Below are 11,325 nucleotides of genomic sequence, written 5' to 3'. Positions count from 1 at the left end.
AATCAACTCGCGGCTCTGCCCGACCGGGTGTTCCGCGCGCGCTGCACGCGGCTGATGACGTCGGCACGGCGGTGGTCGGCGAGTACACGCACCAGGATCCAGCCCGTCGAGATCAGGTAGTCCTGTCGCTCCACGTCGATGGTGTAGGCGGTCCGGCTGGTCCGGTGATGTTCACCGTCGTACTCGACAGCCACCTTGATCTCGGGCCACCCCATGTCAAGAAAGTACCGGCGGCCGCATGGTCGCACGACCGGGATCTGTGTTGCGGGCCGCGGGAAGCCGGCGTTGATCAGAGTGAGCCGCAGGTATGTTTCCTGCGGTGACTGCGCGCCGGCGTCGACGGCGTTGAGCATGGCGGGCAGTCGCCGGACACCTCGCAGATGCGGGTGCGCGTGGGCGATCTCGAGGACGTCGCTGTCCCGGAATCGGGTTGCGTTGGCCAGCGCGTCCAGGTCCGCGATCCCGCGGCGGCCGGTGCCCCGTCGGGCCAGATCGAATGCCGTTCGGGTGATCGTCGTGACGGGTAGGCCACTGCGCGAAGTGAGTTCGCAGGGCGGCAGTGTTTCGCGGCGAGTGATGATCCCGCGTGGACAGCGATTGTTGCTGAAGTTGAGTTCGATCGGAATGTCAGCATCGACCCATCGCGCTCCATGCAGAGCCGCTGCCGCACGGCCGGTGACCGTCGCTTGCCGCCGCGACCACAGCCACGCCGCTTCGGTGCGGTCCAGAAGCGTCAGGGCTCCGTGCGGCGCGTAGACATCGGGGAAGACCCGCTGATGGGTGTGTGTGAGCTGATAACGGTTGACCCGTCCAGATGCCAATGCCTCGCTGCCGACGAACACCCGCGTCACGCTGCCCAACGCTGCCAGCCGACTCGGGTACCCGTTGACGGCTATCCACAGCGTCATTGAGTGAGCAGTTACGTCTCATGTGCGGCCCAAGAGTGACACGTGAGCGCTCAATCGGCGGTCAGAGGATCAGCAGCATCCGGGTGTTGCCGAGGATATTGGGCTTGACGTAGGACAGGTCGAGGAACTCCGCGACACCGATGTCATACGAGCGGCACATCTCCTCGTAGACCTCGGCGGTCACCGGGGTGCCCTCGATCTCGGTGAAGCCGTGCCGGGCGAAGAACTCGGTCTCGAAGGTCAGCACGAACAGCCGCTCGAGCTGCAGCTCGCGGGCGACGGTCAAGAGCTGGTCGACGATGGCGTGTCCGATCCCGCGGCCCTTGACCTTGGGGTCGACGGCGACAGTGCGAACCTCACCCAGATCCGCCCACAGCACGTGCAGCGCCCCGCAGCCCACCACCTCGCCGCCGAAGTCGGCAACCCAGAACTCCTGGACCGACTCATACAGCGTGACCAGGTTCTTCTCCAGCAGGATGCGCCCGGCGTAGGTGTCCACCAAACGCTTGATGTCGGGGACATCCGAGGTGCGGGCTCGGCGGACGACGACGGCAGGGGTCACGGGTGCAGAGTATCGGGCGCGAGGCGCCGGGCTGCCAACCGATATTCTGTTGTCCGTGTCGGGACAACCCCAAACTGGTCCGGTGGTCCCGCGTGTGCGGGTGGCCAACGTTGCCAATCTGCTGACCGGGATCCGGCTGGTCCTCGTCCCCATCTTCCTATTCTTCCTTTTCGCCGGCGACGGCCACGAAACCGCAAGCCGGATAACGGCATTCATCATCTTCACGGTCGCGGTGCTCACCGATCGGCTCGACGGCTCGCTGGCCCGCACTTACGGGATGGTCACCGAGTTCGGCAAGCTCGCCGACCCGATCGCCGACAAGATGCTCATCGGGGCCGCGTTGATCGGCCTGTCGATGCTCGGTGACCTGCCGTGGTGGGTCACCGTGGTGATCTTGGTCCGCGAGCTCGGTATCACCGTCTTGCGGTTTGCGGTGCTGCGCCGCGGGGTGATTCCCGCCAGCCGCGGCGGCAAGGTCAAGACGCTGGTGCAAGCGGTGGCGATCGGGTTGTTCGTGCTTCCGTTGCACGGCTGGCCTAGTGCCTGGCTCACGGTGGCCTGGGTGATCATGTGGGCCGCGATCGTGCTGACGGTGCTCACCGGGCTCGACTACGTGGTGTCGGCGGTCAAGGACTCCCGTGGACGATCCGCTGGTCGATGATGCCGCGCGGGCATTGGTCGCGCAGCTGGCCGGACGCGGTCACACCGTCGCGACCGCCGAGTCGCTGACCGCCGGACTGCTGGCGGCGACGCTGGCCGGCGTGCCGGGCGCGAGCGCCGTCCTGCGAGGCGGCCTGATCACCTACACCGTCGAGACCAAGATCACCCTGGCCGGCGTCGCACCCGAGGTGCTCGACGGCGTCGGCCCGGTGGCTGCTGAGACGGCGGCGGCGCTGGCCGAGGGGGCACGCAGTCGATGTGCGGCCACCTGGGGAGTGGGGTTGACCGGGGTGGCCGGGCCCGAACCGCACGGTGGGCACCCGGTGGGGACGGTATTCCTGGGGCTGGCCGGCCCGGGCGGGACCGAGGTGGCCGAACTGCACCTCGCCGGCTCGCGCTGGGACATCCGGCTGGCAGCCGTCCGCGAGGCTGTCGTGCGCGTGCGGGCTCTGGCCGCGCGGGTTTGACTGCTTGACCTGTCTGGGGATCGCGGGAACCAAACGGGGCTTCGTCGGCGTTGCACAAGGTGGTTGCGACTAGTAGAGGAGGCCCCCGATGGCGGTACTGCTGCGGGAAGTGATCGGCGATGTGCTGCGCGACGCCCGCACCTCGCAGGGACGTACCCTTCGGGAGGTGTCCGATTCGGCGCGCGTGAGCCTCGGCTATCTCTCCGAGGTCGAGCGTGGCCGCAAAGAGGCTTCCAGTGAGTTGCTCAGTGCCATCTGCACCGCACTCGAGGTGCCGCTGTCCCGGGTGCTGACCGACGCCGGCGAGAAGATGGCCGATCACGAGCGGACCGCTCCGTTGACCGCGGTCCCAAGCGGGGACACTCCCATCGATGTCTCCACCAAAGTCGTCATCCCGCATGCGGTCACCATGGCGGTGGCCTGACCTCGTCGACCGGCCGACATGTCCACAAGGCTGTGGCCGGACATCGTGAACCGATAAATTGGGCCCCAACGACCAAATTGCGGCACTCGACACGAAGGCGGCTCCACTGATGGCCAATCCGTTCACCAAGGCGTGGAAGTACCTGATGGCGCTGTTCAGCTCCAAGGTCGACGAGTACGCCGATCCCAAGGTGCAGATCCAGCAGGCGATCGAGGAGGCGCAGCGCCAGCACCAGGCGCTGACCCAGCAGGCCGCACAGGTCATCGGAAACCAGCGCCAGTTGGAGATGCGGCTCAACCGCCAGCTCGCCGACATCGAGAAGTTGCAGGTCAATGTGCGTCAGGCGCTGACGTTGGCCGATCAGGCGGTGGCCTCCGGGGATGCCGCCAAGGCCACCGAGTACAACAACGCCGCCGAGGCGTTTGCCGCGCAGCTGGTCACCGCCGAGCAGAGCGTCGAAGACCTCAAGGGTCTGCACGACCAGGCGCTGCAGGCGGCGGGGCAGGCCAAGAAGGCGGTCGAACAGAACGCCATGGTGCTGCAGCAGCGGATCGCCGAGCGCACCAAGCTGCTCAGCCAGCTCGAGCAGGCGAAGATGCAGGAGCAGGTCAGTGCCTCGCTGCGCTCGATGAGCGATATCGCCGCCCCCGGTAACACCCCCAGCCTCGACGAGGTGCGCGACAAGATCGAGCGCCGCTACGCCAACGCGATGGGTGCGGCGGAGCTGGCCCAGAACTCCGTTCAGGGCCGGATGCTCGAAGTCCAGCAGGCCAGCGTGCAGATGGCCGGTCATTCCCGCCTCGAGCAGATCCGTGCCTCGATGCGGGGCGACGCGCTGCCTGCCGGCGGCGCTACCGAGGTCTCTGCTGCTCCGGCCACCCCGGCGGCTCCGGCCGTCACCCCCGAGCCCGAGAAGCCCCTCGGGCACTAGGAGGCGAACGTATCGATGACGGTGAAACCGGACAAGCCGGGATTCGTCTCGCGGCAGTGGCGTTCGGCCCTGCAGCGCAGTGTGGACACCGTCAGCGAGTACGCCGACGTGGCCGCCCAGAAGCTCAGCGCGGCCGCCGATCCGCGAGCCAGGCTGCTGCGCAAGCGGCGCTGGGCGTTGCGGCTGGGCCTGTTCTTCGCCTTCGCGTCGGTGTTCTGGGTGGCGGTCACCGGTTTGCTCGCCACCTGGAGTATTCCGGTGTGGGGGCTGATCATCACCGGTGTGATCGCCGCGGGTGCCGCCGCACCGGCGACGCTGCTGCTGTTGCGCTACCGCTGGCTGCGGGCCGAGCCGCTGCCGCCGGCGCGCCAGGTCAGCGGCCGGCGGCTCCCGCCGCACGGGTCGGCGGCCCGGCCGTCGATGTCGGCGCTGGGTGCATCGGAGCGGGGGCTGCACTCGCTGCTCGGAGTGATGGCGCGCGGGAACATGTTGCCGCCGGAGGAGATCCGCGAGCTGACCGAGGCCGCCAACCGGACGGCGGCCACCATGGCAGCCACCGCGGGTGAGGTGGTCTCGATGGAGCGGGCGGCGGTCGAAACGCCGAACTCGCAGTCCTATCTCGCCCCGACCATTAACGCCTTCACCGCACAGCTCAACCATGGCGTCCGGCAATACAACGAAATGGTCACCGCCGCAGCGCGACTGGTGTCGGCGGCCAACACCGGATCGATGTCGAGCTCACCGATGTCGGCGCAGCGCTACCGCAACGAACTCGTCGACGCCACCGACCGGCTCACCGGGTGGGCGCAGGCATTCGACGAACTCGGCCAGTTGCGGAGGGCCTAAATACCCACCGATTTCACAGCGTCGGACGCAGCCCCGGGACGACCGCTCCCAGGATGCCGCGGACGATGGCCTTGGAGAAGTCGAACATGTCGAAGTAGTCGCGCCACAGCGTGATTCGGCCGTTGTGTACCTCGAAGACACCGCACACCCAGAACTTCAGCCGGACTGGGCCGACGATCAGCACGTCGGTGCGCTCGGTCATGACCACTGCATCGTTGACCGCGATGCGATGGACCTTCACCTCGAAGCGGCCCTTGCCCTGCATTCTGCGGAACAGCTTCATGGTGCGGGCGCGGCCGTGGATGGTGGGGAAGCCGACGTTCTGGTAGACCAGCTGGTCGTCGAGTTGGGCGTCGGCGGTGCTGAGGTCTTCGGCCTGCAGGGCGGACAGGAAGACCTCGACGGTGTGCGCGTTGTCGATGTCGGAGCTCACATTGGTGGTCTGCTCGGTCATATCCGCCAGAGTAGGCGTCGGTGGCTGTGACAGGGTAGGTCGATGCGCGTCGCGGTGGTGGCCGGCCCCGATCCGGGTCATGCGTTCCCGGCGATCGCGCTGTGCCTGCGATTCGCCGCCGCCGGTGACGACCCGGTGCTGCTCACCGGCACCGAATGGCTCGACAGCGCCCGCGCGGCGGGGGTGGTGGCGGCCGAACTGCTCGGCCTGGATGTGACCGAGGCCGACGACGACTCCGACGCCGGTGCCAAGATCCATCACCGGGCCGCGCGAATGGCCGTACTCAACGTGCCGGTACTGCGCGAACTCGCACCGGATCTGGTTGTCTCCGACGTGATCACCGCGTGCGGCGGCATGGCGGCCGAGCTGTTGGGAATCCCCTGGATCGAGCTGGATCCCCATCCGCTCTACCTGCCCTCGAGAGGCCTGCCGCCGATTGGCAGTGGGCTGGCGCCCGGCACCGGCCTGCGCGGACGGCTGAGGGACACCGTCATGAGGGCCTTGACGGCGCGGTCCTGGAAACTGGGCCAACGCCAGCGCGCCGCGGCACGGGTACAGATCGGCCTGCCGGGACCCGATCCCGGCCCGCTGCGCCGGTTGATCGCTACCCTGCCCGCGTTGGAGGTGCCGCGACCCGACTGGCCCGCCGAGGCGGTGGTCGTCGGCCCGTTGCACTTCGAGCCGACCGCCGATGTGCTGGCGATCCCGCCGGGGGACGGGCCGCTGATCGTGGTGGCGCCGTCGACGGCCAGCACCGGTGCCGTCGGCGTGACCGAGCTGGCGCTGGAACATCTGGTGCCCGGTGACACGCTGCCGGCCGGGGCGCGGCTGGTGATCTCTCGGCTCGGCGGCGCCGAACTCGACGTGCCGCCGTGGGCGAGGGTGGGGCTCGGCCGCCAGGACGAACTGCTGTCCCACGCCGGCCTGGTGATCTGCGGGGGCGGTCACGGGATGCTGTCCAAGACCCTGCTTGCCGGGGTGCCCATGGTGGTCATCCCGGGCGGCGGAGACCAGTGGGAACTGGCGAATCGTGTTGTCCGACAGGGCAGTGCGCGGCTGGTCCGGCCGCTCAGCGCCGACGTCCTGGTCGCCGGGGTGGCCGAGGTGCTTGCCTCGCCGGCCTACCGGCAGGCCGCCCGGCGTGCGGGGGACAGCATTCGCGCCGTCGACGATCCGGTACAGGTGTGCCATGAAGCGGTGCGGTCGGCTCGGTAGGTTGGTGGCGTGCGGCTGACGGAATTCAACGAGCTGGTCCAGGCGCAGTTCGGCGCGGTTCGTGGTGCTTCGCTGCTGGTGGACCATGTGCTGTCCCAGCTGGGTGGGCGCACCGCCGCGCAGGCCATCGAAGACGGCATGGAGCCCCGCGACGTGTGGCGGGCGCTGTGTGCGGACTTCGACGTGCCCCGCGACCAGTGGTAGCGACACGCACGGCGCGCCTGCTTGTCATCGAACACATGTTCGTTATTGTGGTCGACGTTCGTCCGTTTTGTCGGAGCCTTGCCCTAGCGTCACGGCTAACCGACCGAGAACCGGTCAACAACGACTACCGGAAGAGGTATCACCATGGCTCCGCAGGCACCTGATCGCGAGAAGGCCCTCGAGCTGGCGCTCGCGCAAATCGAGAAGAACCACGGCAAAGGCTCGGTGATGCGCCTCGGTGACGAGGTTCGCCAGCCCATCTCGGTCATCCCGACCGGATCCATCGCCCTGGATGTCGCGCTCGGCATCGGCGGGCTGCCGCGCGGCCGCATCATCGAGATCTACGGCCCGGAGTCCTCGGGCAAGACCACCGTCGCCCTGCACGCGGTGGCCAACGCCCAGGCCGCCGGCGGCATCGCGGCGTTCATCGACGCCGAGCATGCACTGGACCCGGATTACGCCAAGAAGCTGGGTGTGGACACCGATGCGCTGCTGGTCAGCCAGCCCGACACCGGTGAGCAGGCACTCGAGATCGCCGACATGCTGATCCGCTCGGGAGCCATCGACATCATCGTCATCGACTCGGTGGCCGCTCTGGTGCCGCGTGCGGAGATCGAGGGCGAGATGGGCGACAGCCACGTCGGCCTGCAGGCCCGGTTGATGAGCCAAGCCTTGCGCAAGATCACCGGCGCGTTGAACAACTCGGGTACCACGGCCATCTTCATCAACCAGCTGCGCGAGAAGATCGGCGTGATGTTCGGCTCGCCCGAGACGACAACGGGCGGTAAGGCATTGAAGTTCTACGCCTCGGTGCGCCTGGATGTGCGGCGGATCGAGACGCTCAAGGACGGCACCGACGCGGTGGGTAACCGCACCCGCTGCAAGGTGGTCAAGAACAAGGTGTCGCCGCCGTTCAAGCAGGCCGAATTCGACATCCTCTACGGCAAGGGCATCAGCCGCGAGGGCTCGCTCATCGATATGGGCGTCGAGCAGGGCTTCATCCGCAAGTCCGGCTCGTGGTTCACCTACGAGGGCGAGCAGCTCGGGCAGGGCAAGGAGAACGCCCGCAACTTCTTGATCGAGAACCCCGATGTGGCCAACGAGATCGAGAAGAAGATCAAGGAGAAGCTCGGGATCGGTGCGGTGGTGACCGATGAACTCATCAATGACGTTCTGCCCGCCCCAGTCGACTTCTGAGACGCGCGAAGAGCAGGCGCATGCGGCGTGCCTGCGCCTGCTCACCGTGCGGTCGCGGACTCGATCCGAGCTGGCCGGGCAGCTAGACAAGCGTGGCTACCCGGAGTCGGTGATCGCGGCGGTGCTCGATCGGCTGGCCACCGTCGGTCTGATCGATGACGCCGACTTCGCCGAACAGTGGGTGCGGTCGCGGCGGGCCAGGGCTGGAAAAGGCAAGCGCGCCTTGGCGGCTGAGCTGCGGAACAAGGGTGTCGACGACGACGTGATCGCAGAGGCGCTCGACGGCATCGACGCCGCCGCCGAGCGGGAACGCGCCGAGCAGCTGGTCGAGCAGAAGCTGCGCCGCGAGGCGCTGGCCGACGCCGACGACACCAAGGTGATGCGAAGGCTGGTCGGCATGTTGGCCCGGCGCGGCTACCACCAGAGCATGGCAGCCGCTGTGGTTACCGAGGGGTTGGCGGCGGAGCGGGAGCGTCGGCGGGTCTGAGCCGGGGCACTTCGACCACTTCTGCGGGCTGTCGCAGAACGTCACGCCGGTGGACCACGTTCACGCTTTCCGGACGGCCGGCGGATGCCAGGTTCCGTCGATGGCCGCACGCCGCGGCGCGTAGAGCCGCATTGTGACCCCTAGTGGTCCAAGGGGCGTGGGCAGCCAGTTGGCGTGCCTATCGGGGCCTGGGTCGGTGTGTTGCAGGTACAGGTCCACCGAACCATCCCCGTTGTACTGCAGGGGATCTCGGTCCCCTATCGCAAAGCGGTTGATCTCGTTGGCCACCTGATAGCCCTCGGCGTCGTACATGGTCACCGACCAGAACGCGTCCACCGGCGGCAGCTTGTCGGCGTCGAAGTGAATGACGTAGTCGTTCTCGCCCGCCAGGGGCGCGCCGTCGGCGTCGGTGATGAGCATGGGGTAGATGGCGTCCTCGCCGGGGTTGGCGCCGAGGCCAATCAGCGTGACGATCGCTCGCCGCAGATAGGAGTTGCCGTACACGCCCATGCCCTCGGTCAGGCCCATCCAGCCATCGACGATGTTGCCCAGGGTGGGTAGACCCGAGCTGATGGCCGTCAGCGCGTCCTGCTTGCCGGCCTCTATCTGCGCGAGTTCATCGTCGGAAAATCGTTGGGCGTCAAAGGGTTCTCCTGGGGTGATACCCAGGTTCGCCAACCGCGCGAGGATCGAGAAGTCGGTCGGGTGTGGGGGATTGGTCGCCAGCAGCTCGACCGCATAGCTGAGGTAGTCGACGGTGCCCATCCCGTTGACCACGCGCACCGGCTCGGTGGCGACGTCATACTCGTCGTCTTTGACGAAGGGGGTGGACGGCGTCACCAGTGGGGTGAGCCGGTAGCCGTCCTGCACCATGTGCACCGCGCCGTAATCAGCCGGACCGTTGGTCTGCGTGCGTCCGATGATCCACACGTGGGGGGTCGGCGCCGTGATCAGCGGCACGCCCGGCGGCAGCGCTCCAGTCGGGCCCGGACCGGCAATCACGTACCGCTGCGCGCCGGTGCCCGATGTCCGCTTGCCGGGATTGGCGAACACATCGGTCCACATGTCGATCATCGGCAGCATGAAGTAGCGATCGTCGGTGTCCGGAATGTCCAGGAGCACCGGGCCGTGCGTGAGGTCGAGCCACGCCGAGGAGTACAACGTGTCGAAGTTCGGCCGGACCACCGAGCGGAACTCGGCGTCGGGGTACTGCCGAACGTGGTGGAACTGATTGGGTGGCCCCGTGCCAGGGCCGCTGCGATTGATCGTCTGTCGCCGAGTGACGTCCATGGTCACCAACGGATAGAAGTAGACATAGGCCTCGTAGGCCAGTGTGCGTAGGTCGCACGACAACGTCCCCATCGGGAGTCCTCACCTCGACGTCAATGATCGGTCAACGCTACCCGGCCGAGGGCTAGTCGCCCGGCTCGAGTTCGGCCCGCTCGTGCAGCGGAGAGGCCCCCTGCTTGGACCGGCGCAGCCGGCGCTCCAGGCGCGTCGCCGCCACCGACAACGCGAAGTTCGCGCTGATCATCAACGCTGCGATGACGATGAGCGCCGGGACGTAGTTGCCGTAGGACGAACCGACCACCGTGCCTTGGCGCACCATTTCCACGAAGGTGATCTGATAGCCGATCGCGGTGTCCTTGAGCACCACGACGAGCTGGGAGACGAGCACCGGCAGCATCGACGTGATCGCTTGCGGCAACAGGATCGACCGCATGGTCTGCCCCGACCGCAGCCCGAGCGCGGCCGCGGCCTCGCTCTGGCCCCGCGGCAACGAGGCCACCCCGGCGCGGACGATCTCGGCGATCACCGCGCCGTTGTACAGCGTCAGCCCGGTCACCACACCGGCCAGCGCCAGGTTCTTGGATGGAAAGACGTCGTACAGCGCGAAGAGGAAGTACGCGAAGATCATCATGATCAGCACGGGCACGGCGCGGAAGAACTCGACAAAGACCGCGCACGGCCAGCGGATCAACCCGACCTGCGACAGCCGGCCCACCCCGAGCAGAAGTCCTAGGATCAGCGCGAACACGATCGACAATGCCGCCGCAGTCAGCGTGCCCTGAATGCCGGGCAGCACATAGGTTTTCCAGAGGTTCGCGGTGAGGAATGGCTCCCACTTGGCCGCCGTCAACTGACCCTTGGCGGCCAGCTTCGTGATCACCAGCCAGGCCGCCAGGGCGACCACCACGACCGTCGCCGCCGAGATCATCCGATTGCGGATCCGCGCCCGCGGGCCGGGCGCGTCGAACAGAATCGTGGCTGTACTCACTATCGCGCCACCGCCAGTCGTTTACCCAGCCAGCCGAACAACAGTCCCAGCGGCAGGGTCAGGATCACGAAACCCAGCGCGAAGATGGTGCCCACCGTGATCAGCGCTGCGGTGTTCTCGATCATCGCCTTCATCAACAGCGCCGCCTCGGCCACCCCGATCGCCGAGGCGATCGTCGTGTTCTTGGTCAGCGCGATCAGCACCGAACCCAACGGGATGATCACCGACCGGAACGCCTGCGGCAGCAACACGATTCGCAGATTTTGGCTGAAGGTGAACCCCAGCGATCGGGCTGCCTCGGCCTGCCCCAGCGGTACGGTGTTCACTCCCGCGCGCACCGTCTCACACACGAACGAGGCGGTGTACACCGTCAATCCGAGCACCGCCAGCCGAAAGTTGCTGTCCTCGATGGAGGTGGGCGACGTCGGGTCGACCAGTGTGATGCCCAGGGTCTGCGCCAGCCCGAACGAGCAGAACAGGATGATCAGCGTCAGCGGGGTATTGCGCACCACGTTGACGTAGGTGGTGCCGATCCAGTTGAGCATCGGCACCGGTGCCAGCCGCATCGCGGCCAGCACCGTGCCGAGTATCAACGCCCCGACCGCGGAGAACACCGTGAGCTGCACTGTCGTCCAGAACGCCTCGAAGATCTGGCCGCGATACTCGCCGAACACCCCCACGTCGCGGTGGCC

Annotated in this window: 15 protein-coding genes; 9 read left to right on the top strand and 6 right to left on the bottom strand. The window is 67.3% G+C overall.

Annotated features, from left to right (window positions below):
* Positions 1-2 precede the first annotated feature (2 nt).
* A complete protein-coding gene (locus tag ACXDF8_RS10020) occupies positions 3-908 on the bottom strand; it encodes a type IV toxin-antitoxin system AbiEi family antitoxin (RefSeq protein ID WP_457223102.1) in 906 nt (301 codons plus the stop codon).
* A gap of 61 nt (positions 909-969) precedes the next feature.
* Positions 970-1,470 carry an amino-acid N-acetyltransferase gene (locus ACXDF8_RS10015; protein ID WP_457223101.1) on the bottom strand — a complete coding sequence of 167 codons (501 nt, stop codon included), beginning with the start codon at positions 1,468-1,470 and terminating at the stop codon, positions 970-972.
* 55 nt (positions 1,471-1,525) lie between these two features.
* On the opposite strand from ACXDF8_RS10015, the gene pgsA reads away from it, so the two are divergent.
* From pgsA to pspM, 5 genes are all read left to right on the top strand, one after another.
* A complete protein-coding gene (pgsA, locus tag ACXDF8_RS10010; RefSeq protein WP_457223100.1) occupies positions 1,526-2,131 on the top strand; it encodes a CDP-diacylglycerol--glycerol-3-phosphate 3-phosphatidyltransferase in 606 nt (201 codons plus the stop codon).
* Entirely contained in the window at positions 2,109-2,597 is a 489-nt protein-coding gene (locus tag ACXDF8_RS10005) for a CinA family protein (protein WP_457223099.1), read from the top strand. Before pgsA ends, ACXDF8_RS10005 begins: the two co-directional genes overlap by 23 nt.
* Before the next feature lie 88 nt (positions 2,598-2,685).
* Positions 2,686-3,021: a transcriptional regulator ClgR gene (gene clgR, locus ACXDF8_RS10000; protein WP_457223098.1), complete on the top strand. Its 336-nt coding sequence runs from the start codon at positions 2,686-2,688 to the stop codon at positions 3,019-3,021.
* 109 nt (positions 3,022-3,130) lie between these two features.
* The gene (pspA, locus tag ACXDF8_RS09995; protein ID WP_457223097.1) at positions 3,131-3,952 is read left to right on the top strand and encodes a phage shock protein PspA; all 822 of its coding nucleotides are present in this window, start codon (positions 3,131-3,133) and stop codon (positions 3,950-3,952) included.
* A 15-nt stretch (positions 3,953-3,967) separates the two neighbouring features.
* Positions 3,968-4,798, top strand: a complete 831-nt coding sequence (gene pspM / locus ACXDF8_RS09990; protein ID WP_457223096.1) for a phage shock envelope stress response protein PspM — start codon at positions 3,968-3,970, stop codon at positions 4,796-4,798.
* 13 nt (positions 4,799-4,811) lie between these two features.
* Here the strand turns inward: pspM and ACXDF8_RS09985 are convergent, their stop codons facing one another.
* Entirely contained in the window at positions 4,812-5,252 is a 441-nt protein-coding gene (locus ACXDF8_RS09985) for a limonene-1,2-epoxide hydrolase family protein (RefSeq protein WP_457223095.1), read from the bottom strand.
* Between the two features lie 42 nt (positions 5,253-5,294).
* Between ACXDF8_RS09985 and ACXDF8_RS09980 the strand changes: the two genes are divergently transcribed.
* The 4 genes from ACXDF8_RS09980 to recX all read left to right on the top strand — a co-directional run bounded on the left by ACXDF8_RS09980 (position 5,295) and on the right by recX (position 8,355).
* Positions 5,295-6,467 (top strand): glycosyltransferase, encoded by a 1,173-nt coding sequence (locus ACXDF8_RS09980; protein ID WP_457223094.1) that lies wholly within the window; start codon positions 5,295-5,297, stop codon positions 6,465-6,467.
* A 9-nt stretch (positions 6,468-6,476) separates the two neighbouring features.
* On the top strand, positions 6,477-6,671 hold the full coding sequence (locus ACXDF8_RS09975) for a DUF3046 domain-containing protein (RefSeq protein WP_457223093.1): 195 nt from the start codon (positions 6,477-6,479) through the stop codon (positions 6,669-6,671).
* 144 nt (positions 6,672-6,815) lie between these two features.
* Positions 6,816-7,868 (top strand): recombinase RecA, encoded by a 1,053-nt coding sequence (recA, locus tag ACXDF8_RS09970; RefSeq protein ID WP_457223092.1) that lies wholly within the window; start codon positions 6,816-6,818, stop codon positions 7,866-7,868.
* The gene (gene recX / locus ACXDF8_RS09965) at positions 7,825-8,355 is read left to right on the top strand and encodes a recombination regulator RecX (RefSeq protein WP_457223091.1); all 531 of its coding nucleotides are present in this window, start codon (positions 7,825-7,827) and stop codon (positions 8,353-8,355) included. Before recA ends, recX begins: the two co-directional genes overlap by 44 nt.
* Positions 8,356-8,415: 60 nt before the next feature.
* Here the strand turns inward: recX and ACXDF8_RS09960 are convergent, their stop codons facing one another.
* Genes ACXDF8_RS09960 through ACXDF8_RS09950 form a run of 3 tightly spaced genes read right to left on the bottom strand, consistent with a single transcriptional unit; the run spans position 8,416 to position 11,313 of the window.
* Positions 8,416-9,717 carry a DUF1254 domain-containing protein gene (locus ACXDF8_RS09960; protein WP_457223090.1) on the bottom strand — a complete coding sequence of 434 codons (1,302 nt, stop codon included), beginning with the start codon at positions 9,715-9,717 and terminating at the stop codon, positions 8,416-8,418.
* Positions 9,718-9,769: 52 nt separating this feature from the next.
* Entirely contained in the window at positions 9,770-10,573 is an 804-nt protein-coding gene (locus tag ACXDF8_RS09955; protein WP_457223358.1) for an amino acid ABC transporter permease, read from the bottom strand.
* Positions 10,574-10,632: 59 nt separating this feature from the next.
* Positions 10,633-11,313 (bottom strand): amino acid ABC transporter permease, encoded by a 681-nt coding sequence (locus ACXDF8_RS09950; RefSeq protein WP_457223089.1) that lies wholly within the window; start codon positions 11,311-11,313, stop codon positions 10,633-10,635.
* Positions 11,314-11,325: the final 12 nt, after the last annotated feature.

The sequence above is a fragment of the Mycolicibacterium sp. CBM1 genome (assembly GCF_054073305.1).
This window is presented reverse-complemented; position numbering and strand designations above follow the sequence as displayed.

Excerpts from the sequence above, each read along its gene's own strand:
- ACXDF8_RS10020 (WP_457223102.1), bottom strand. The coding sequence starts at position 908 with ATGACGCTGTGGATAGCCGTCAACGGGTACCCGAGTCGGCTGGCAGCG.
- clgR (WP_457223098.1), top strand. The coding sequence starts at position 2,686 with ATGGCGGTACTGCTGCGGGAAGTGATCGGCGATGTGCTGCGCGACGCC.
- pspA (WP_457223097.1), top strand. The coding sequence starts at position 3,131 with ATGGCCAATCCGTTCACCAAGGCGTGGAAGTACCTGATGGCGCTGTTC.
- pspM (WP_457223096.1), top strand. The coding sequence starts at position 3,968 with ATGACGGTGAAACCGGACAAGCCGGGATTCGTCTCGCGGCAGTGGCGT.
- ACXDF8_RS09985 (WP_457223095.1), bottom strand. The coding sequence starts at position 5,252 with ATGACCGAGCAGACCACCAATGTGAGCTCCGACATCGACAACGCGCAC.
- ACXDF8_RS09980 (WP_457223094.1), top strand. The coding sequence starts at position 5,295 with ATGCGCGTCGCGGTGGTGGCCGGCCCCGATCCGGGTCATGCGTTCCCG.
- recA (WP_457223092.1), top strand. The coding sequence starts at position 6,816 with ATGGCTCCGCAGGCACCTGATCGCGAGAAGGCCCTCGAGCTGGCGCTC.
- recX (WP_457223091.1), top strand. The coding sequence starts at position 7,825 with ATGAACTCATCAATGACGTTCTGCCCGCCCCAGTCGACTTCTGAGACG.
- ACXDF8_RS09960 (WP_457223090.1), bottom strand. The coding sequence starts at position 9,717 with ATGGGGACGTTGTCGTGCGACCTACGCACACTGGCCTACGAGGCCTAT.
- ACXDF8_RS09955 (WP_457223358.1), bottom strand. The coding sequence starts at position 10,573 with ATGATCTCGGCGGCGACGGTCGTGGTGGTCGCCCTGGCGGCCTGGCTG.